Raw genomic sequence first — 20,563 nt, 5'->3', positions numbered from 1 at the left:
CCCAGGGTGAGGTACGCTTAAATTGCGCCTCGCCCTAATCGTTTTTAAGGAACTATAAAAATGATGGTTCTCTACTCAGGTACAACCTGCCCATTCTCTCAACGTTGCCGCTTAGTCCTGTTTGAAAAAGGCATGGACTTTGAAATTCGCGACGTTGATTTGTTTAACAAGCCAGAAGATATATCGACCATGAATCCTTATGGTCAGGTACCAATTTTGGTTGAGCGCGAATTGATTTTGTATGAATCCAATATCATTAATGAGTACATTGATGAGCGTTTTCCGCATCCACAATTAATGCCCGCAGATCCTCTGCAGCGTGCGCGTGCGCGTTTGATGCTGTTCAATTTTGAAAAAGAATTATTCGTACATGTCCATACTCTGGAAAATGAAAAGAATAGTTCTTCTTCTAAAGTCTTGGATAAGGCGCGTGCGGAAATTCGGGATCGTCTGACACAATTGGCACCTTTGTTTGTGAAGAACAAATACATGTTGGGCGAGGAGTTCTCGATGCTCGACGTGGCAGTGGCACCATTGTTGTGGCGCCTCGATCACTATGGCATTGATTTATCCAAAACAGCGGCGCCTTTGTTGAAATATGCAGAGCGTATTTTCTCTCGCCCTGCCTATATCGAAGCATTGACGCCATCTGAAAAAGTAATGCGCCGTTAACGAAGTACTGTCCGGTGTAGTTTGCATGTTGCAACGATGCCGGACTACCGTAAGAATTCTGATTAGAAAGTATTGTCAGCTCATGCCAGGAATCTCAACAAAACCATATTTGCTACGCGCCATATATGAATGGTGTACGGATAATGGTTTCACACCCTATCTGTCGGTGAAGGTCAGTGGCGCGGTGCAAGTTCCTATGGAGTTTGTGCGTAAAGGTGAAATCGTGTTAAACGTTGCCTTTAGTGCGACCAGTGGCTTAAAGATGGATAACGATGCGGTGACATTTAAGGCGCGCTTTGGTGGCGTGTCGCGTGATATCTATGTTCCTGTTGCGAATGTGCAGGCGATTTTTGCTAGTGAAAATGGACAGGGCATGGTATTCGATGAAGTTGAAGTCGACGATAGTCCTGCAGCAGAAGTACTGGTAGAACCTGCAAAGCCAGTTTTAGGATTAGCCTCAGTCTCTGTTCGCGAAGAAGGTCCAGCAGCAGATTCCGATAAAACAGAAAATCCAGAAAAAAATCAAAAAAAATCAGAAAAACCTTCCCTAAAAGTCATAAAGTAGTCTATAATTTTGTTCTTCAAGATTCGTTGCAAAACAAATCGAATTGTAAAAAATCTTGAAACGATTTTCGCCGGTTTAGCTCACTTGGTAGAGCAGTTGACTTGTAATCATCAGGTAGCCAGTTCGATTCCGGCAACCGGCACCAGTAGTACTAAGGGCTCACAGAAATGTGAGCCCTTTTTTATTGTGTTTTTCATTGACTTCGTAAGGCACTAAAAAATAAGCTTAACTTCTTTGCGACACAAAGCTGCCGCAACGCTACTCCCAATAAATTCTTCTTTGGTTTCACGGCCAAATAATGGCGCAAGCAGATCCCTGCATTTTGCTCAGGAATTTGATAACTGAATCTCGTTGTGACTTAGATCGCCTTGTTCGTGTTGAGACCCGCCCAGCGTGGTGCGAGTTGATGTTCGATCTGAAACAAATCCAAAACACGAGCGAGGCTATGGTCGACCATTTCTTCAATTGAAGTAGGTCGGTGATAGAAATTGGGAAGCGGTGGAAAGATTATTCCTCCCATTTCGGTGACAGCAGTCATATTGCGCAAGTGCGCCAGATTGAATGGTGTTTCTCTAACCATTAATACGAGGCGGCGACGTTCTTTCAAGACCACATCGGCAGCGCGTGTAATCAGATTGTCGGCAAAGCCGTGTGCGACTGCTGCTAAGGTTTTCATGGAGCAGGGCGCGATGACCATACCATCTGATTGAAACGAACCGCTGGCGATGGTCGCACCGACATCGCGTACTGCGTGCACGACGTGCGCCATCGCTTCTATGTCTTTGCGTTTTAAATCTAATTCTTGATGAATATTTAAAACCCCGGCATCCGAAATCAAAAGATGACTTTGTATGCCTGGCAGGTTTTGTAAATGCTGAAGCAGGCGTACGCCATAGATAGCACCCGTCGCACCGGTAATGGCGACGATAATGCGTTTCGGTGCGAGTGGCGTGTTCATAGCGTAAATTGATTAGCCTTTGATCAGGGCTTGCAATTCGCCGCTTTCATACATTTCATTCATGATGTCTGAGCCGCCGATGAATTCGCCATTGACATACAACTGTGGCACTGTTGGCCAGTTTGCGTAGTCTTTGACACCTTGACGCACGACTGGGTCTTCTAATACGTTGATCGTGACTATATTTTCTGCGCCGCAGGCTTTCAATAATTGAATAGCACGACCAGAGAAACCACATTGTGGAAACTGTGCAGTGCCCTTCATGAACAGCACTACAGGGTTCGTGGTTACAGTTTCTTTAATCCAAATTTGAACGTCGCTCATGATATTTCCTTAAAAGATAGATCGATGGCCGCCATTATAAAGGAAACTGAGAAAACCCTGCGCTGGCAGATGAACTAGCTCAGGTGGATATGCTGTGTGGTGTATATGAAATGATTTAAATGCTATGGCGCTCGCGGTATCTGAGTATTTCTTTGTCCAAAATTTCGCGTCTTACCAATACCACTGACGCCAAAAAGCCCTCGCTTCGTCGCAAAGAACACTCCGCACAAAAAGCATTGATTACGATGCAGACCTACCCAATCACTCAGGAGGTTTTATGAAAATCGCAGCGACATTTATTAGTTTTGCGGCTTTATGTTCAGCACTGGCAAGTGGTGCTGCATCTGCGGGCGACCTAAAAGTTGAAGTAAATGGAATTACCGAAAACAAAGGTGAGGTCATGGTGGCAGTCTTTAATCAAAAAGGACAATGGCTAAAACAGGCGCATGTGAGTAAGAAAGTCAGTGCTAACGGTAATAAAGTCGTGGTGCAGTTTGATGGTTTGCCCGACGGTGACTATGCGGTTTCTGTGGTGCATGACCTAAATAGTAATGGCCGCCTTGATAGCAATCCTATTGGAATGCCAACTGAGCCTTATGGTTTTAGTAATGATGCCGTAGGCAATTTCGGCCCACCGTCCTTTGATAGCGCCAAGATCACTTTGACTCAAGCACCGCTCAGTATCAGCGTGCGTGTGAATTAAGGAGCCTCGCCATGAATCGCCGCCACTTCTTACAATCTATCGGCGCTGCTGCAGCAACGGCAGCAACCACGGCCGCAGTGCCTGCTTGGGCACAGCAATCTGATGCTGCAAGCGCTAGCTATCGACGTGCCCCCGAGCTGTTTCAAGCGAATCCTAGACTCACTTGCCTGCGCGGATTTCAAGGTCAGGATATTAGTAGTGATGCCGCGTGGATAGAGGGCAAGCTACCTGCTGATTTGCGCGGTGATTTTTATCGCAATGGCCCGGGTTTGTTTGAACGCGGCGGGCAACGTTATCATCATTGGTTCGATGGAGATGGTTTGGTGCATGCATGGCGTTTTGGCGATAAGGGAGTGTCACATCAGGCACGCTTTGTACGCACTAAAAAATTCGTCGCAGAACAGCAGGCGGGTGAATTTCTGGTGCCCGCATTTGGTACAGCGATCAAGCCAAAAATCCCTTTGCGCTCGTCGGATACGATGAATACGGCGAATACCAATGTCATCCGTATGGATGGGCGCTTGCTCGCATTGTGGGAAGGTGGCTCTGCCCATGCGATGGACGCGCAAAGTTTGGAAACCCAAGGTATCGTCAACTGGGCACCCGAGTTAGCTGGTATGCCGTTCTCTGCCCATCCAAAAATGGAAGCTGATGGCAGCTTGTGGAATTTCGGTACGATGATGGGAAAAATCGTTTTATATCATTTTTCTCCACAGGGTAAATTGCTGAAACATCGCATCATGAATGCACCAAGTACCGCCATGGTGCATGATTTTGCCATCTCGCAAAAGCACATGATCTTCTTATTTTCACCTATCAGTTTGAATATGGATGCGGTGCGTTCTGGCAAGAGCATGGTCGATGCGATGGAGTGGAAGGCGAATGAGTCGGTCAAGATCATGGTCGTCGAGAAAGCCGATTTTAGCCGATTCCGTATTTTAGAAATACCTGCCTTGATGCTGTTCCATTTTGGGAATGCCTGGGAGGAAAATAATGTGATTCATGTCGATTTTGTGAAGAGCGACAATCTGGATAATTTCCATACCTGGATGCCGAAAATCATGCGCGGTGAAGATGTGGTTTCTGAGCCATCTAGCCCTGCGTTTTTACAAATTGATTTGAATCGCAATAAAGTTAGCTTGACTGAGCGCAGCGAGAATTTAGAATTCCCGCGTGTCGATCCGCGCGTGGTCGGGCAAAGAAACCGCTATTTGTATTATCCCGTCGCAGTAGAAAAAACGATGAACAACATGCTCAATGGCGTGATGCGTTTAGATGTAGAAACAGGTAAAACAGATAGCTTTAGTTTCGGTGCTCACTGTCATTTAGAAGAGCATGTCGTTGTACCCAAAGCGGGCTCGACGAAAGAGGGCGAGGCCTGGTTGGTGGGTGTTGGGTTTGATATTCCACATCAAACCAGTTTTGCTAGTGTATTCGATGCCCAGAATCTGGCGGCAGGGCCGGTAGCACTTGCGCACTTACCGTATTGGTTGCCGCATTGTTTTCATGGGAATTTTTATGCAAGTACCTGATCTGGAAATGTTGCTCGTCAATTGAAAAAAATCGGGCAAGCAGATTAAATTCTGCTTGCCCGATTTTTTGTCATTTAAGTTTAACCCGGTTTAAGACTATGACCGCAGCTTAGCAAAAGCCGATGCCATTGCACTGTTCACCGGTGCCGCTGTTTGACTGTGTTGGCTTTGATTGCGGTGTTGATTCAAACGCTTCGCATCATCTCTATCCGCACGTTGCTCTGGCTTGCTACCTGCTACTGGTGCTGAATCGGTCAGGCGCATCGTTAAAGCAATACGCTTACGTTTTTCATCGATTTCTAATACTTTGACTTTGACTACCTGGCCGGCTTTTACGACGGTGTGCGGGTCTTTGACGAAAGTATTTGAGAGCGCTGAAATATGCACCAAACCATCTTGATGCACACCGATATCAACGAAGGCACCAAATGCTGCCACATTGGTAATCACGCCTTCTAAGATCATGTCTGGGCGTAAATCTCTGATCTCTTCGACGCCATCTTTGAAGGTGGCCGTGGTGAATTCTGGACGTGGGTCGCGGCCTGGTTTTTCTAACTCTTTCAAAATATCAGAGATCGTTGGTATGCCAAATTTTTCATCGGCGTATTTGGCGGGACTGATCGCCTTCAATAAGCCCGTGTCACCGATAATCGACTTCACATCTTTCTTGATATCGGCAAGAATCTTTTCTACCAGCGGATAGGATTCAGGATGCACCGCAGACGCGTCGAGCGGATTGTCGCCGCCCATCACGCGCAAGAAGCCTGCTGCTTGTTCAAAAGTTTTGTCACCCAAGCGTGGTACGGAGCGTAATTCAGAACGTGATTTAAACATGCCTTTGGCATCTCGATAGTTCACGATACTTTGCGCTACACTGCTGGACAAACCAGAGACGCGTGCCAGCAGAGGTGCTGACGCCGTATTGACATCAACACCGACCGCATTCACGCAATCTTCGACGACCGCATCGAGTGAGCGTGCCAATTGTGATTGACCCACGTCATGTTGATACTGACCAACACCGATCGATTTTGGATCGATCTTGACTAGCTCCGCTAAAGGATCTTGTAAGCGGCGGGCGATAGAGACCGCGCCACGGATGGTGACATCCAGATCAGGTAATTCTTTAGACGCAAATTCAGATGCTGAATAGACGGACGCACCTGCTTCGGAGACCACAATCTTGGTCAATTTTAATTCTGGTTTGAGCTTGATTAAATCTTGCGCCAGTTTGTCAGTTTCGCGGGAGGCCGTGCCATTGCCGATAGAGATCAGCGAGACATTATGTTTCGCTGCCAATTGTGCCAACACGTGCAAAGAGCCATCCCAATCATTACGTGGTTGGTGCGGATAAATGGTCGCATATTCCACCACTTTGCCGGTCGCATCGACAATCGCGACTTTGACGCCAGTGCGCAATCCAGGATCGAGACCCATAGTGGCACGTGGGCCAGCAGGCGCTGCGAGCAAGAGTGCTTTCAGATTGCGGGCAAATACATTGATGGCTTCAACTTCGGCCGTTTCACGCAGATTCGTCATGAGCTCAGTATCCAGATGCATGAAGACTTTGACACGCCATGCCCAACGTACGGTGTCGCTCAACCATTTATCGGCCGCACGACCTTTATTACTGACACCGAAATGTGCTGCGATACGACTTTCGCAAGGATTCAAAGGCGCATCCCATTTTGGTTTTTCTTCTTCGGTATCGAGGCGTAAAGTCACCGTCAAAAATTCTTCGCGACGACCACGGAAGATTGCTAATGCGCGGTGCGAAGGGATCGTACCTAAAGTTTCTGAGTAGGCGAAGTAGTCACTAAATTTTGCACCAGCTTCTTCTTTGCCCGCGACAACAGCAGTTTCAACGATGCCGTGGTCGAGCAGATATTCGCGGATAGCGTGCAGCAGCGTTGCGTCTTCGGCGAAACGTTCCATCAAGATTTGGCGTGCACCATCCAGCGCGGCTTTGACATCGGCGACGCCGGGATTGTCACCGTTTGCGGTGGAGAAGGCCGGTTTTAAATAGGCTTCTGCGACAGTCTCGGGAACTAAATTCGGATCTGCTAATAAGGCATCAGCCAGCGGTTGCAAACCTGCTTCAACCGCGATTTGTGCTTTGGTGCGGCGTTTCTGTTTGTAAGGTAAATACAAATCTTCTAAACGTGTTTTATCTTCAGCATGGTGAATTGCGTCGAGCAAAACCGGTGTCATTTTGCCTTGTTCTTCAATGGAAGAAATAATCGCGGCGCGACGGTCTTCCAATTCGCGCAAATAGCGCAAACGTTCTTCTAATAAACGCAATTGCGTATCGTCCAAGCCTCCCGTGGCTTCTTTACGGTAACGGGAAATGAAAGGCACAGTCGCGCCTTCGTCCAGAAGTGCCACTGCGGCAGCGATTTGTACAGGTTTAGCGGCGAGTTCTACGGCAAGGCGTTGTTCAATGGAAGGCAACATAAATAACAATCAATATTTCTGAAAAAAGGTGATGAGGCCGTGATCATACGCAATTTATGCAATTGCGCCAGTCTTGACATGCATGATTTTGTCGAGATGTGCGAATTTTTCTGCCATTGTCTGGAGGTGATCCGCTAATTAAAGTTGCGAGTTCAATTTTTGCGAATTTTTGTTGGGTGGCGAAATCGGCAGGCGACTTAAATTCTTATCTAATTTCAATTGCATATCTGTTTCTTGCGCACTATCTTGGGCAAATTGTTGAATGTTCTGACTGCTCATGTTCTTATTGGAAAGGGCGTTATCTTGTCCTGATCCACCGTAAATCATGTGCATTAGGTAGCCCAAACCAAAACAACTTACCGCGATTATCAGATACCTTAGATGAGTGAAATAGAGACGGCTATGCTGTGAACATTTTTCTGAGTTGGCCTTCTTAGAAAAATCCTCTGTTTGAAATAAGTCGTTAGCGTTTCTGTCTGCCTTTTGACTGCGATACAGCATCATTGCTTCAATTGGCGCATCGTTCGTGTCCAAATCGTGCCCTATATCCTGCAAGTTGTCGGCTAATGCTCGCGTACTAATCGGCGTCTGTAGCAACGTGCGTCGCTGCGCATGTGCTGCCTCTTTTGACGCTGAAAATTTTTCGGTCTTAACTAATGTTTGAATAGTTGAATTCGGTTCTACATTGTGCGCATCTAGGGTAGGCACGATGTCATCGGTTACAGGCTTGATCATTACCAGTGATGCGGTGTCTATTGTTGGCAATGTCGTTTGCATTAAGGAGTGACGTTTTGCTTCAGCGAGTTTTAATGCGTTGAGTAATTTGCTCATAAATGTCGTATGTCATTTCTTATGCTCTGAACTGCATCGGAATGTGTTTCTGCGTGCCTTAGCCAGCGATTGCAGTATAGCGAATTTAATTGGCTTTACGGATCTGTGTTTTCAGTGGCAAATAAACATGAATAATTGACTATTTTTTGTGAATTGACATTTACATTTTTGTTTTTTAATAATTGAAAATATACCAAATAAGTTGACATGTAAACATATGATCTGGACATCAAATCCTACATGTAAAAATCTGAGATTGGCGTAAAAAGTGTGTAAAAAAAGTGCATTTTTTAGCTTTCGCACCATAGTTAAGCTATTGATTTAAAGCAATATTGTTTGCGTCAAATGTTTTGTTGTTTAGTGTTAAAGGCTAGTGTTAATTACTTGTTAAATAACCTTGTTTTAGTGTCGTCATATTAAAGAGACAAAGTCAGAGAAACAACTAAAAACTGTTTAAGGTCAATTTTTTTTTAGAGTAGGATGCACCCGTGATTCACTTTTTCGACGCTTTGCAAAAAAAGAAAAAGCGTTTGATGATTGTTTAAGAGTAGTGGAATACCTGGTTTGAGTGGAGGTGGTTGAGTCGGGTTTTTCGACCGTGTAAAAGAGCCGGCAACGGATCAGAGCCGGCAACGGATCGAGAAGTCTTTGTAAATTTATTTAGGGGGTAGGGATGAAACGCAAACTACAACGCGGTTTTACATTGGTCGAAATGGCCATTGTCTTGGTGATCATCGGTCTTATATTAGGCGCGATTACTATCGGCAAAGACGTGCAACGAAATGCCGAATATACCAAGATTAAACAAAAATTTATTGATCAATGGGTGATTGCTTATAACGCGCAAACGCAAAGAAATGGCGTTGTATTAGGTGATAGTCAGGTGGCACCACGATTAATGGTGAATGGTGCGAATTTCGCTCCAGTTGGTACAGTGATTTCTGGTGGCGATATGACTGGGGCTAATGCTGTTTTCCCAGCAATTTGTCGAGGTGCAGCAGGTCCTGGAATGACCCATGCGATGGAAGCGACGGTTGGATTTGATTTGCGTTTAATGATGCAACAAGCAGGTGTTCGTATGCCACCGGGCCGTGCAGAAGGCTCTGAAGATCGTTATGTTTATCTTGATTCGAATGGCAATCCGCAAGAACTGCAAATTTGCTTTCAATGGAATCGTCCAAATGATCCAGCTGGTTCGGGTAACGTGATGGTCATTACTGGTTTAACGCCAGATTTGGCACGAGCCTTAGATCAGATGATCGATGGTAAGCCCGACGCACAGGAAGGCATGTTCCGTCAACAAGGCGTCGCAAATGGTACGGCGAATGCGCCAGGCGTTCAGTGGGCGCGAGACAATCAACACAATATTACACAGAGCGGTGTGGGCGCTGCCCCGGTTGGAACCAATCTTGATGAAAATCAAATCGCGACCTTGGTCGCTTATTACAAGATGAATCAATAATTTCTGGGAGATACGGTCATGGCTAACAATAAAGCGCAACACAGAATCGCCCAGCAGTCTGGTTTTACGCTCGTGGAAATTGCGATTGTTCTGGTGATTATAGGTTTGATTTTAGGGGCATTGGCAGTCGGTAAAGATGTACAACGCAATGCCGAGTATCAAAAAGTTGGAAACAAATTTATCTATGAGTGGAAACGCAGTTACGACGGCTATTACCAGCGTGCGGGTGTGGTTTTAGGCGATAGTCAGGTCGCACCGACGAATATGGTCGATGGTGAAAAAGTGACGATAGGTGGTCAGCCAGCTGCTACCGCAAATTTGAATGGTGCAGTGGCTGGTGTGCCTGCTAGTTATGCAAATTCAGGTGGACGTATCTGCAATGGACAAGGATTCGCGGCGAATTCTGTTGGCACGGGCGACCCCGCTGTCTCGGTGCAGAACTTACGGACTCTGATGCAACAAATCGGTAATCGCATGCCTCCCGGCCGCGGTGAAGGTAAAGAAGATCGTTATGTGTATACCGACAGCAATGGCAATCCGGCAGAGATTCAGGTTTGCTTTCAATGGAATCCGGCTGGCTTGGTGCACGGTGCGGGAAATGCTATGGTGATTCGTGGTTTGACGCCTGATTTAGCGCGCTTTTTGGATCAACTGGTTGATGGTAAGCCAGATGCAATGGAAGGCCGCTTCCGTCAACAAAACATAGCGGCGAACACCACAGCGACAAACAATCAGGCTGGTGTCCAATGGGGTGCGAATAATACCTACAACCAGGCTAACCCTGGTGCCGCCACGGCGACGGGTGTTGGACAAAGACTAGATGAAGATCAGGTCGTGCTGGTGACTGCCATTTGGGTGATGGATCAATGATTGCGGGCGCCCTTGACAAAGGCGCCTCCGCAGGCATACCGCTGAAATTGGTAATGTTGGGAGGCGCGGTCTTGCTATTGCTGGCAGGGGTGGTTTTTTTTGACCGTACCCGTGCGGCGCAATTGCAGGCAGAGAGACAATTGTCGGTGGCCGAAGCACAGCTCGCTGCTGCACATGATCGTCAGCAATTGGCGCAGCGAAATCGTGTCTTGATTCAAGAGGCGCAACAGTTGCAGAAGCAGGCGCAAATTACGGGATACACAGCGGCGACTTGGGGCGAGCGTCAAGTCAATATGAAAATGCTCAATCTGTCGCGCAATCAAGTGAATCCTATGTTGCTCTCTAGTGCCAGAAATAAATACCAATTACTTAAGCTCGAAGAATTTGATCTGGCCGTGACACACGCGGAAGAAGGTTTGTTTGATGTGATACTCGATTCACGTCAACCATTGTTATTAAGCTTTCGCGGCTCGCTGTACTTCAGATTATCTGAAAGGTCTTTATGAAGTCGTCTTTGCTATTAGCATTGCAGGGCAGCTGGCTAAGGTGTCGTGACGGCGTGTGGACGGAAACTTCTGCGTTTCCGCGCATGTCCTCCAACACCAATATTTTGGGGGATTTTGAAAATGCACCGTTTGGTGTCATGCCCGTGGATACGCGTCCAGATTTTGCTGCTGCTGTGATTGAAAAGAGCTTGCGTAGTGAGGGTTTAGTTGATGGTGAAGTGCACATGTTACCGCACCGGATTTTTGCGGTGGGCGGCGGCTCACGTGTGCTCTATACGGCTGTGCCACTCGCAATTTGGCAAAATACCTTTGCTTGGCTGGGCGCACAGACTGAAATTCATCTATTGTTTTCCGTTGAAACAGGTATGCAGGCATTGGCGCAAAAACATGATGCTGTTATATGTCGGATTGGTCGTCAATTTCGTCTGTTGGTATCGAATACGACGACACTAGTTTCGATTTCGGTCAATGCCTACTCGGATGATGTCGATGATATTGAAACTGCCTTGAATAATTTATGTGATCAGGCACGTGCACAATGGTCTCGCAACGACAAGATGCATGTTTTATGGCTGGATCTTCTGGCGCCAGGTAAAAGTGTCGAAACGACGCAAATTGAACACGTCGCAAAGCGACTTGGTGTCAGGGTCGAAGTGGCACCAACAGTCGTTGTGTCGGACAAAGAAGAAAAATCTTTGCATAGTGCTGCAGAGACGATGTTAGCCGAGCTGAATTGGCGCAATGCACTGAATCCAAGAATCGATAGAGTTGCGTCGGCATCCGACCGTTTCGGCATTCCAATTGCTGCGTTGACCGCAGTGTGTGGAGCCAGTTTATTGGCGGTGTCAGGATTTTGGAGTTTGCAGACTGCGCAGTCCGGTGATCGTGAACGAGAGATCGCGCAAGAGATCGCCAAGATTGATGCACAAAATGGGCGCTATGCGATGTCACCAAATGCTATTTTGGAACCCTACGCACAAACTACGGAATTCCTTGATAAGTTGGATGCCGCAGTCAATAGTCCTGATCCTTTAGAGCTCTTGACTGATTTGAGAAGGTCGGCCGAGCGCAAAGTTCGAATTATGCGGGTGCGTTTAATTCCTGCCGATGCCAGCTTTCGGGTAGAAGGTGTGCCCTATAACGATGGGTCGAGCGCACACAGTTTGTCGGGTTTTTTGGCTGAAATGCAAAGTTTAGGTTACCAATTAAAATCAGAAGATCCGGGTACACAAGGTCAACAGACTGGATTTTTCTCCTACTCCGTGATGAAAATAAAAAAAGTCGACAAACGCATCAAGTCGAATGTAGCTGAATCCGGTGCAGGAGGTAAATCATGAAAAAATATGCAGCTTTGAGCATGATCGTGATCAGCCTTTTGGGATTGATTTGGGTAGGACTGGTCTTAGCGAAGATACGCTTTTCCAATGCTTTTTTACGGTCGGATGTGATCGCAAATCAACAAATCGTACGTGAAGGGCAGAACGCCAGTGCGCAACTTCATAATTTGCGTTTGATGCTGACGAATATCGAGCAAATGCGCAACTTCAATGACGCGCAAACTGGTCCCTTGGCGCAAACGACTGAATTAAAACGCGACAAACAGGGCTTTGCCATGAACCCTGCTGCGACTGCTGCAGCCGCGGCTGCAGTGGCAAAAAAAGCCTTACCGGCAATCTCGATGATCTATGTCTCCTCGAGTATGCAAAAGGCGGTGATTAGTGGTCAATCTTATGAAGTCGGTGATCACCTCCCAAATGGCGGAAAGATCGTTGAAATAAGTCTTGATCAAGTTGTGTATGAATTGGGCAAACGTCGATTAACGATGAAAGCCCCGAAGTCACAAATTTTAGGTACGACGGTGAAGCCTTCGCTTGAGTAAGTTCATCCTTGTTTCATTGAACAATCGGGCAGTTGGAATAATGATTTTTTGAGTAAATCACTATTTGCTGAAATGCGTCGGGCAAGGAGTCCAAATGAATTCAAAGCTAATGCTGTTTGTGGGTGCTGCCATCATTGTTGTGCTGGGATTATTCTATGGGATGCGATCCCCCAGTCTCGATAGCAGTCCAAAACCAGCTGCGCTAGCTCAGCCAGGTGCAGTAGTCAACACTTCTCCTGCAACCAACAATGTGCCGGTTGATAACACGCCTTCACCTTGGGCAAACAGCGGCAATAGTTCGACAATTTCAGGGGCAAAAGAGTCCGCAATGAATGCGAATGATGCCAGGAATGTCGGAACTGTAGATGGCAAGAATGATGTGCGAAATGGTCTGACGGTACCCGGGAAAAAACTGACGGCCATTGAACTACAAAAGTTTCAAGATGAACTTTTGGCGACGATGCAGTCAGGTAATCCAGATTCAAAACGACTCAAAGAAATTCTAACAAGGTTAAAACAAACGCAAGGCAATACGATCGGTGGCGTGAATGTGGATGTCTTGTTGAATAATTTGGAAAAGTCACAGCAGATACAGGATGTGGCCGCACAGTTGCAAAAAGAGTCGCAGAAACCAGGCGGGCCGGATCAAAGAAAAATGCAAGACCACATGGACAACTTGAAGAAATTGCAGGCGCAAATGCGTACCGATGTCATGGTTGCTAATCCTGCGATGCAGACCCAAGCGAAGTAATGCAAGTGAAAGACGACGCCCTTACTTTGCGGACTCAGCTTAAGTGCAGCAATCACAGTGAACTTGGGTTTAGCCTTATAGAAGTGGTTCTGGCGATCTTTATACTTGGCATTATCGCGGCCGTTTCTTCCGTGACTTATTTGGGCTTGTGGCGCGATGTGGGTGGTAAGACAGGGATTGATTCTCGCTTGGTGTCATTGTCTGGCAGCGTAATCACTTATGTGAAAACAAATCATCGTTTGCCTTGTCCAGATCAGAATGGGGCAGGCTATGAAACACTGAAAGCTGATGGTACATGTATCGATAATCTGGAGGTTGGCTGGTTGCCTTATGTGAGTTTGGGTTTGAGTCCTCCAGCAGCAAGTCAACGCGCCTATTATGGTGTGCACAGAAATACGATGACGATACCTTCGGCAGATTTAACAGCGTCTGCGGATCTTAATACGCTGAGTGCCGCTGCGCAGGCGCCGCGTAGTTCGTCGTTTGTGTATGTGACTGGCGATGGAAGTACGACCAACGGGGCAGAAGATTGCGCAGCGACAGTTTTAAATAATCCAGCCTTTGTAATTTTATTGGCAGGCGAAGATAGAAATGGTGATGGTTCGAACTTGGATGGTGTCAATGTTGGTTTGGCAACGAGTAGTCGTTGTTTCAGTGCACCTTCCAGAGGCATAGATGCACGTTTTGACGACCGTAGTTTAGCGGTCAGTTTTTATGCTGTGATGGCTGAGCTAAATAAATAGTATCGATCAATAATTTACTAAAAGATTTGAGCAGAACCAGTCGTAGAAAAATCATCGCAAGGAAGTAGTGGATTAGTACGAAGCTCTACAAAATAAGAACAGCAGATAAATAATTATTAGTGAAAAGGCGAGTGAAGCAATGAAGAAATCTCCGTTTTCCCAAAAAACTGGCGCGGCTTACTTTGTCCATACAAAGAGAATCATGGCAGTCGCTAGTGCATCCGTGTTGGTCAGTTGTGCCTCGCCAACTCCTCGAAGCTTATCGACTCTGCCGGAAGTTGAAAAGCAAACGATTACCAAGGTGAATCAAAATATTGCGGAAGAGTCTGCAAAGTTTTCTGCTGCACAAGATGAAATGCGCAAGCTGATGGAAAAAAAGGAAGTGATTCCTATGCCCGAACCTGTGGCACCCAAGCATGACCCCTTGAACGATATTGTCGTGTCAGTGAAATTGCAAAACGCAACTTTGAGTTCGATTTTGCAAGTATTTTCCGAGCAAGCAAAAATGAATATGCTGGTCGATCCCGAGGTCTTGGCTTTGAATCGCCGTGCCAGTTTGTACTTGAATCGTGTCACTGCGCGTGAGCTGTATCGGCATATTCTCGACGTGTTTGATTTGTCGGGAACGGTCGATGGCAACACCATTAAGATCGGTATGTTTGAAGAAAAATTTTACAACATTGATTTCTTGAATTCACGCATGAATTTAGATATCACGTCCGGTGGAAATGTGTTCGGATCTAACTCCGGTGGCGGTGGTGGCGGTGGCGGAGGGAGTGGTGGCGGCGGAGGTGGTGGCGGATCGAGCAGCGATCAGATACGTGGCAATATTTCTCTCAGTGGCGGTAGTGGCAAGCAGGTTGAACCCTACGAACAGCTGGAATTGAATTTAAAGCGCATGATAGGGACCAGCGAAACGAATCAATCTGATAAAGATGATGATGTTAAGCGCAATGTATATACCTTGAATAAGAGCTCTGGCACTTTGTTTGTAAGGGCGCGACCCGCACAAATGAAGATGGTCGACAAAATGATAGAACGCTACAAATTGGTCATGCGTCGTCAGGTGTTGATTGAAGCGCAGTTAATGGATGTGCAATTGAATGATCAGTTTCAATATGGCGTTGATTGGAACGTGTTGCGCAATCATGTGGCTGGATTGGTTGGCGGTGCACCAATCGGTACATCCGCAGTGACTGCGATGTTACCCAATGCCAGTGGCAGCTTGCCAATACGTACCTTGAGTTTTCCATCTGCCAGTTTGGGCTATTCTGAAGGCCGTTCAACAGGACTGGCCTACAGCAATGGTAGTTTTTCAACGGCATTGAGCCTATTGCGTGGGTTCGGCAACGTGAAGATTTTGTCGAATCCTAGTATCCGTGTGCGAAATAATGTTCCCGCCTTACTCAGTGTTGGTAGTGCCAATCGTTACGTTGCTAAATCAACTGTAACGATCAGTAATCCAGGCGGTGGTGCCACTACAACCTCCACTGATGTTCAAACTGATTCAGTCTTTAGTGGTGTGATTATCGGCGTAGTGCCGTTTATTGGTGAGCAAGGCAACGTTGAATTGATGATTAACCCTATGCAGACAGAGGTCGATCAAACTAGTTTGCAATTGCAAGACGTCGGCGCGGGTGGTCGCGTCACTTTGCCCAAGATCAGCTTTAAAGGTATGACCACCACCTTGAATATCAAAGATGGCGATACGGTGATCATCGGTGGATTGATTGATCAAAGTAGTTCTGGAAATGATCGAGGGACGCCGGGACTATCCGACGTGCCACTTTTCGGTAAGTTGTTTGGCAATGAAGCGACGAGTCAACACACCCGAGAATTAGTGATTATCTTGAAAGTGAAATTGCTGTGAGTTTGATCTATAACGCGCTCAGTAAGCTGGAAAAGAAGATAGAAAACGACACGCCCAATATGTTAGGAAAAATGGGTGCTGATCAGTATGTGCTCAGTACTAAGTCTTCTGGCATGCCTGGCTGGGTGAAAATTTTATTGGTATTTTGCGTGCTGGGCGTCGTTGCTGGCTGGTTAGCGATGACCGTCTTAAAGGAACAACTTCAGACTTTGCAAGATAATCTCAAAACTAGTAAAACGCCGTTAGCAGCACAATCGGTACAAGCTGGTACAAAGCAAAGTCCAACTGCGCTCCCTTTAGCGACGGCACCCGCAATTGTCGCGCACGATGCGGGCACGATGCCGGCACCAGTCTTGGGTGGCGACAACGAACAAGCTGTGGCTTCAGTTGTCCCATCAATTACCCAATCAATACCTAGTCTGGAATCCAGATTGAGTATCGAGAAAGGGAATGTAAGCGCCGTCGATGCTGAGAAAAATTTAAAAGCAACGACAAAAAATCAAGGTGAACGAACCGCGGTGGACTCCGACGTAAAACCCGTCGCCACCATCCCTGAAAATGAAGTATCCCTTGTGGAGATTAAGCTTGAGTCCTCAGTCGCTAATCCTCCACCAGATGCGTCTTTGACGAGGCCGGCCAATTTGGTTGATCAAAAAAAGGGGCGCGAGCCAGCGCAAACGCGATCAATTAAGATGTCTAAGTCGGCGGTAGCTGAGCAACAATTAGCGGCTAAGAATGCCATGCTAAATGAGGCGGCGGCTCATGTTGAAAGCATGAATGTGCAGGAAATTTCACGCCTTACGCAAAGTATTAAGTCGGCGATCAGTGCCGGAAAGAAATCCGAAGCTGACGACATGATAGCGCAACTGGAAAAACGCTTAGAACCGGAAAGCTTGACGCTCTTGCATTTGAAAGCCTGGCGCCAGATGCAAGGTGGTAACCCACAGCAAGCGATCAGTTTGTATCAACAGATTTCTGAACGCAATCCCGATGATGAAACAGCGGCGATTAATTTAGCATTGTTACTCTGGCGAAGCGGGCAACAAACTGAGGCCCGTAAAGTGATCAATACTATCGCGGAACGTAAGCCAGATTCAGAAATCGTGCAAAGCTACTACCGTCAGTTTGGAGTGCAGAAATGAGTGAGACTGGCTTACTTCCGAGTCATCTGCTTGCCTTGGGATTTCATCGCAATCCTTTTCCCCAAACGCCGGATGCTGACTGCTATTTTCGTACCGAGAAAATTGCGCAATCGAGTTTGGAGGCATTTCATTGTCTGAAGGCTGGCAAAGGATTCGTCTTGCTGACGGGGGAGGTGGGGACGGGAAAAAGCACCTTCTTACGTTGTATGATGGACGAGCTGCATGCAGCCGACTGCGCGGTGTCGTTTGTTTTCAATACGTTTTTGCAAGGGCGCCATTTACTACTTGCGCTCAACCGCGATTTTGGTGTGGCGACGGGTGCTGATTTTGCCGAAGATATCGAGCTACTCAATCAATATCTGATTGAGCAATATGCAGCTGGCCGGTGTTGTGTATTAGTGATCGATGACGCACAAAATCTGGACGCAGAAAGTTTAGAGCTATTGCGTTTACTATCCAACTTAGAAACGCGTCAAAATAAATTACTACAAATCGTTTTGTCTGGTCAACCTGAATTGTTAGACCTATTAGACAAGCGTGAAACCAGACAATTAACCAGCCGGATTATGCAGCACATTCGATTGTGGTCATTTGATCGTTCTGCCTGCGCGCGTTATGTCAATTTTCGAATTTCCAGAGCGGGGACAGATGGCAGAATCAGTTTGTCGTTTTGGGCCAACCTTGCCTTACATTGGTACTCAAAAGGAAATCCACGCCGCATTCATAGCATTATGGATCGCTGTTTGTACGGCGTCGCGCCCGGTGTGCAGCAAGAGATCGGCGTTAGCTTAATCCGGGCGGGTGCGCGGGAAGGTGGCGTTGCACCGAGATCTCGATTTAAGCGCCCGCTGAGCGCCTTAGCAGTCAGTGTACTTTTTGCGGGCGCGTTCGCTTGGTGGTTGCAGCTAAAACCAGACTTCCAGGCGAATGCTGTGCCAAGAACTGCCATGACACCACAACCATCTTCAATTTCAAGCCGCCCAAAAGCACTTGTGGTATCGACTGCAGATAGAGCACAAATTACGACTTCACAAGTGAATGTGCCAGCGCCAGCTGACACCATAGTGATGAAGTGCCTGAAGAAATTTGATGCAGAATTTTTGTATGCCGATATCAGCAATGGCTTGGACTTACTTAAAAGGCGCACGATACTAAAAACGTTGGCTGATAAAGGTCTTGCTCTGGCATTTTTGCCTTCCGGATTACGCCTCCCAGAAATGACTGTTGACGCCGGATCAGAAGCGCTTTGTAGTGATCTTGGTAAAGCGGGAAGCTGGGTATTATGGCGACCCAAGTATTTGCCCTTTGAACTCAATCGATCCACTGGTACTGAGAAAATACGCTGGCTACAAGCCCAATTGGGCGCGAATAAATTGTATGGCGCCGAGCTTGATGGCATCTTTGGACCGCGCACTGAAAACGCCTTACATCAATTTCAACGCTGGCATGGCTTAGCGGTCGACAGCAGGGTTGATGCCTGGGTCTTGTTTTTGTTGGATCACGAAGTCGGGAAGATAAATACCTGAAGCACGAGTTAAAGATCAGTAATCAATTTGAACGCACGGAAACATCCTGCAGGCTGAACAGTCATATCATGGAAAAAGAGATGATGGTAGAAGATAAAAGTAATCTAATGGCGACAGATGCTGATCTTAGTTTTCTTGGAGAGCGCTTAATTTCCGCTGGGGTTTTAACGCCAGTGCAATTGGAATATGCCCTGCAAAAACAGGTTGTCGAAGGCGGTCGTCTCGGACAAGTGTTGGTGCAGCATGGACTTTTGACGGAACGTGATCTTGCCAAAAATCTGTCCGAACAACGTGGCTTCCCATTTGTCACCGCGGATCAAACTGCGGAGCCTGATCCTCAATTACTTGCGTTGTTTAATCGTGAGCTCTGTCTGACTCGTGGTTTCATGCCCTTGGCACGGAAAGGCGATCAAATCGAAGTCCTTTTGGGAGATGGTGATCCAGAAAAGTTGGTGGAGCTGATACAACGTCGCAGTGGCCATACCCCGATTTTTTATCAAGCAGAATTTACCCATGTATTGCAAAGAGTACGTCAGGTTTATTATTTTGCGCAAAATCCTGCTGAGAGTCTGATTAAACGCGAAATCGATTTGTTGTCTGACGATATTGACCATGCGCGTAGCCCAGAAAAATTACTGGAATATGTTTTGCATTTGGCGGTACGTGAGCGAGCGACCGACATTCATATAGCACCTTCTGTCAGCAGTTATCACATGTTATTTCGTATTGATGGTGTATTGCGTCCGATGTTTGCGTTGCCCAACTCATTATCGCGTTTAGTCGTGTATGTGAAACTGGGCGCAGAAATGGATATTTCCGAACAGCGACGTCCGCAAGATGGCAGCTTTCAAACCACGATTTTGGATACGCCATTTACCGTACGGGTCTCGATCTTGGTGACAGAACATGGCGAGCGCATGGTTTTACGCCTATTGCCAGAGAGTTCCGATTTGTCGCGCCTGGAACATTTGGGTTTTCGTGAAAAGGATATCGCACTACTACAAAGAATTTTCGCAAAGCCTTCGGGAATGGTATTACTTACCGGGCCAACTGGCTCCGGAAAGAGCACTACTTTGCATGCAGCTTTGCGTTTGCAAACCTTAATTGAACGCAATGTCTTGACGGTCGAGGATCCGATTGAATATCGCCTAGCAACTATAGGCCAGACTCAGGTGAATCGACGTGCTGGCTATGAATTTAGTACAGCCTTACGGCATTTTTTAAGACACGATCCTGACGTCATTTTAGTCGGTGAAATTCGTGATTCCGAGACAGCACAAGCAACAGTGACAGCATCCGCGACTGGCCATCTGGTTCTTTCAACCTTACACGTTGCGAGCGCATTCGGGGTGATCACTCGCCTAGTGCCTTTAGGCCTCGAGCCACAAACGATAGCGGAGAATTTGGTTGCCGTGATCAATCAACGTCTGGTGCGCTCTAATTGTCCGCATTGTGCACAGCCGACGCCTTTGACAGAAGCGCAAAATAAGTGGTTGGGTAAATTTGAATGCTTGCATAGCATGCACAGTACAGGTTGTGATCGCTGCGGTCATACAGGATTTTATGGGCGCTTGCCAATTTATGAAATTCTGATTGTGGATGAAATGATGGCGAATGCGATTTCAGAAAGCAATGGCCGTACCGCATTGAAAAAAGTCGCACTTGCTTCAGGTTTTGAACCCATGGTGGAAATGGCTAAATGGCGTATTTCTGAAGGGCAAACAACTTTTGAGGAAGTTTGGCGCGTAATCGGTGAAAGCCCGGAGCAAAGCTGA

General features: G+C 46.8%; 19 protein-coding genes and 1 tRNA gene. 16 read left to right on the top strand and 4 right to left on the bottom strand.

Annotated features, from left to right (window positions below):
• The first annotated feature begins 60 nt into the window (after window positions 1-60).
• From ACO0KW_RS08460 to ACO0KW_RS08450, 3 genes are all read left to right on the top strand, one after another.
• Window positions 61-672, top strand: a complete 612-nt coding sequence (locus tag ACO0KW_RS08460) for a glutathione S-transferase N-terminal domain-containing protein (protein ID WP_186921835.1) — start codon at window positions 61-63, stop codon at window positions 670-672.
• A gap of 82 nt (window positions 673-754) precedes the next feature.
• Entirely contained in the window at window positions 755-1,237 is a 483-nt protein-coding gene (locus tag ACO0KW_RS08455) for a ClpXP protease specificity-enhancing factor (RefSeq protein ID WP_423052579.1), read from the top strand.
• 69 nt (window positions 1,238-1,306) lie between these two features.
• Window positions 1,307-1,382, top strand: a tRNA-Thr gene (locus ACO0KW_RS08450).
• A gap of 213 nt (window positions 1,383-1,595) precedes the next feature.
• On the opposite strand, the gene ACO0KW_RS08445 is transcribed toward ACO0KW_RS08450, so the two are convergent.
• A complete protein-coding gene (locus ACO0KW_RS08445) occupies window positions 1,596-2,195 on the bottom strand; it encodes a UbiX family flavin prenyltransferase (protein ID WP_423052577.1) in 600 nt (199 codons plus the stop codon).
• Between the two features lie 12 nt (window positions 2,196-2,207).
• Window positions 2,208-2,519: a Grx4 family monothiol glutaredoxin gene (gene grxD, locus ACO0KW_RS08440; RefSeq protein ID WP_422995489.1), complete on the bottom strand. Its 312-nt coding sequence runs from the start codon at window positions 2,517-2,519 to the stop codon at window positions 2,208-2,210.
• Between the two features lie 277 nt (window positions 2,520-2,796).
• On the opposite strand from grxD, the gene ACO0KW_RS08435 reads away from it, so the two are divergent.
• A complete protein-coding gene (locus tag ACO0KW_RS08435; RefSeq protein WP_423052575.1) occupies window positions 2,797-3,222 on the top strand; it encodes a DUF2141 domain-containing protein in 426 nt (141 codons plus the stop codon).
• Between the two features lie 11 nt (window positions 3,223-3,233).
• Window positions 3,234-4,754: a carotenoid oxygenase family protein gene (locus ACO0KW_RS08430; RefSeq protein ID WP_423052573.1), complete on the top strand. Its 1,521-nt coding sequence runs from the start codon at window positions 3,234-3,236 to the stop codon at window positions 4,752-4,754.
• A 96-nt stretch (window positions 4,755-4,850) separates the two neighbouring features.
• Here ACO0KW_RS08430 and ACO0KW_RS08425 read toward each other — a convergent pair whose 3' ends face one another.
• Together ACO0KW_RS08425 and ACO0KW_RS08420 are read right to left on the bottom strand one after the other, a co-directional pair.
• A complete protein-coding gene (locus ACO0KW_RS08425; protein ID WP_423052571.1) occupies window positions 4,851-7,208 on the bottom strand; it encodes a Tex family protein in 2,358 nt (785 codons plus the stop codon).
• Between the two features lie 138 nt (window positions 7,209-7,346).
• Window positions 7,347-8,039, bottom strand: coding sequence for a hypothetical protein (locus ACO0KW_RS08420; RefSeq protein WP_423052569.1), 693 nt, complete (start codon window positions 8,037-8,039; stop codon window positions 7,347-7,349).
• A 673-nt stretch (window positions 8,040-8,712) separates the two neighbouring features.
• Between ACO0KW_RS08420 and ACO0KW_RS08415 the strand changes: the two genes are divergently transcribed.
• From ACO0KW_RS08415 to ACO0KW_RS08365, 11 genes are all read left to right on the top strand, one after another.
• Complete coding sequence (locus ACO0KW_RS08415; protein WP_423052567.1) at window positions 8,713-9,501, top strand: type II secretion system protein; 789 nt, start codon at window positions 8,713-8,715, stop codon at window positions 9,499-9,501.
• 18 nt (window positions 9,502-9,519) lie between these two features.
• Window positions 9,520-10,371, top strand: a complete 852-nt coding sequence (locus ACO0KW_RS08410; protein WP_423052565.1) for a type II secretion system protein — start codon at window positions 9,520-9,522, stop codon at window positions 10,369-10,371.
• Window positions 10,368-10,877 carry a hypothetical protein gene (locus tag ACO0KW_RS08405; RefSeq protein ID WP_423052563.1) on the top strand — a complete coding sequence of 170 codons (510 nt, stop codon included), beginning with the start codon at window positions 10,368-10,370 and terminating at the stop codon, window positions 10,875-10,877. The genes ACO0KW_RS08410 and ACO0KW_RS08405 overlap by 4 nt, the downstream gene beginning before the upstream one ends.
• On the top strand, window positions 10,874-12,214 hold the full coding sequence (locus ACO0KW_RS08400; RefSeq protein ID WP_423052562.1) for a hypothetical protein: 1,341 nt from the start codon (window positions 10,874-10,876) through the stop codon (window positions 12,212-12,214). The genes ACO0KW_RS08405 and ACO0KW_RS08400 overlap by 4 nt, the downstream gene beginning before the upstream one ends.
• Entirely contained in the window at window positions 12,211-12,756 is a 546-nt protein-coding gene (locus ACO0KW_RS08395) for a hypothetical protein (RefSeq protein ID WP_423052561.1), read from the top strand. The genes ACO0KW_RS08400 and ACO0KW_RS08395 overlap by 4 nt, the downstream gene beginning before the upstream one ends.
• A gap of 94 nt (window positions 12,757-12,850) precedes the next feature.
• Entirely contained in the window at window positions 12,851-13,507 is a 657-nt protein-coding gene (locus tag ACO0KW_RS08390) for a hypothetical protein (RefSeq protein ID WP_423052560.1), read from the top strand.
• A complete protein-coding gene (locus ACO0KW_RS08385) occupies window positions 13,507-14,250 on the top strand; it encodes a type II secretion system protein (protein ID WP_423052559.1) in 744 nt (247 codons plus the stop codon). Before ACO0KW_RS08390 ends, ACO0KW_RS08385 begins: the two co-directional genes overlap by 1 nt.
• A 202-nt stretch (window positions 14,251-14,452) precedes the next feature.
• A complete protein-coding gene (gene mshL, locus ACO0KW_RS08380) occupies window positions 14,453-16,120 on the top strand; it encodes a pilus (MSHA type) biogenesis protein MshL (RefSeq protein WP_423052558.1) in 1,668 nt (555 codons plus the stop codon).
• Complete coding sequence (locus ACO0KW_RS08375; protein WP_423052557.1) at window positions 16,117-17,262, top strand: tetratricopeptide repeat protein; 1,146 nt, start codon at window positions 16,117-16,119, stop codon at window positions 17,260-17,262. Before mshL ends, ACO0KW_RS08375 begins: the two co-directional genes overlap by 4 nt.
• Window positions 17,259-18,788, top strand: coding sequence for an AAA family ATPase (locus ACO0KW_RS08370; RefSeq protein ID WP_423052555.1), 1,530 nt, complete (start codon window positions 17,259-17,261; stop codon window positions 18,786-18,788). Before ACO0KW_RS08375 ends, ACO0KW_RS08370 begins: the two co-directional genes overlap by 4 nt.
• 80 nt (window positions 18,789-18,868) lie before the next feature.
• On the top strand, window positions 18,869-20,563 hold the full coding sequence (locus ACO0KW_RS08365; protein WP_423052553.1) for a GspE/PulE family protein: 1,695 nt from the start codon (window positions 18,869-18,871) through the stop codon (window positions 20,561-20,563).

Origin of the sequence: Undibacterium sp. Ji22W (assembly GCF_049340305.1) — a bacterium.
Lineage (GTDB): Bacteria > Pseudomonadota > Gammaproteobacteria > Burkholderiales > Burkholderiaceae_D > Undibacterium.
The sequence above is the reverse complement of the archived record's forward strand: the minus strand, read 5'-3'. Positions and strand labels throughout refer to the sequence as shown.

Coding starts and splice junctions, on each gene's coding strand:
- ACO0KW_RS08460 (WP_186921835.1), top strand. CDS start 61: ATGATGGTTCTCTACTCAGGTACAACCTGCCCATTCTCTCAACGTTGC.
- ACO0KW_RS08455 (WP_423052579.1), top strand. CDS start 755: ATGCCAGGAATCTCAACAAAACCATATTTGCTACGCGCCATATATGAA.
- ACO0KW_RS08420 (WP_423052569.1), bottom strand. CDS start 8,039: ATGAGCAAATTACTCAACGCATTAAAACTCGCTGAAGCAAAACGTCAC.
- ACO0KW_RS08390 (WP_423052560.1), top strand. CDS start 12,851: ATGAATTCAAAGCTAATGCTGTTTGTGGGTGCTGCCATCATTGTTGTG.
- ACO0KW_RS08405 (WP_423052563.1), top strand. CDS start 10,368: ATGATTGCGGGCGCCCTTGACAAAGGCGCCTCCGCAGGCATACCGCTG.
- ACO0KW_RS08445 (WP_423052577.1), bottom strand. CDS start 2,195: ATGAACACGCCACTCGCACCGAAACGCATTATCGTCGCCATTACCGGT.
- ACO0KW_RS08385 (WP_423052559.1), top strand. CDS start 13,507: ATGCAAGTGAAAGACGACGCCCTTACTTTGCGGACTCAGCTTAAGTGC.
- ACO0KW_RS08370 (WP_423052555.1), top strand. CDS start 17,259: ATGAGTGAGACTGGCTTACTTCCGAGTCATCTGCTTGCCTTGGGATTT.
- ACO0KW_RS08425 (WP_423052571.1), bottom strand. CDS start 7,208: ATGTTGCCTTCCATTGAACAACGCCTTGCCGTAGAACTCGCCGCTAAA.
- ACO0KW_RS08365 (WP_423052553.1), top strand. CDS start 18,869: ATGATGGTAGAAGATAAAAGTAATCTAATGGCGACAGATGCTGATCTT.
- grxD (WP_422995489.1), bottom strand. CDS start 2,519: ATGAGCGACGTTCAAATTTGGATTAAAGAAACTGTAACCACGAACCCT.
- ACO0KW_RS08415 (WP_423052567.1), top strand. CDS start 8,713: ATGAAACGCAAACTACAACGCGGTTTTACATTGGTCGAAATGGCCATT.
- ACO0KW_RS08410 (WP_423052565.1), top strand. CDS start 9,520: ATGGCTAACAATAAAGCGCAACACAGAATCGCCCAGCAGTCTGGTTTT.
- ACO0KW_RS08395 (WP_423052561.1), top strand. CDS start 12,211: ATGAAAAAATATGCAGCTTTGAGCATGATCGTGATCAGCCTTTTGGGA.
- ACO0KW_RS08430 (WP_423052573.1), top strand. CDS start 3,234: ATGAATCGCCGCCACTTCTTACAATCTATCGGCGCTGCTGCAGCAACG.
- ACO0KW_RS08435 (WP_423052575.1), top strand. CDS start 2,797: ATGAAAATCGCAGCGACATTTATTAGTTTTGCGGCTTTATGTTCAGCA.
- mshL (WP_423052558.1), top strand. CDS start 14,453: ATGGCAGTCGCTAGTGCATCCGTGTTGGTCAGTTGTGCCTCGCCAACT.
- ACO0KW_RS08400 (WP_423052562.1), top strand. CDS start 10,874: ATGAAGTCGTCTTTGCTATTAGCATTGCAGGGCAGCTGGCTAAGGTGT.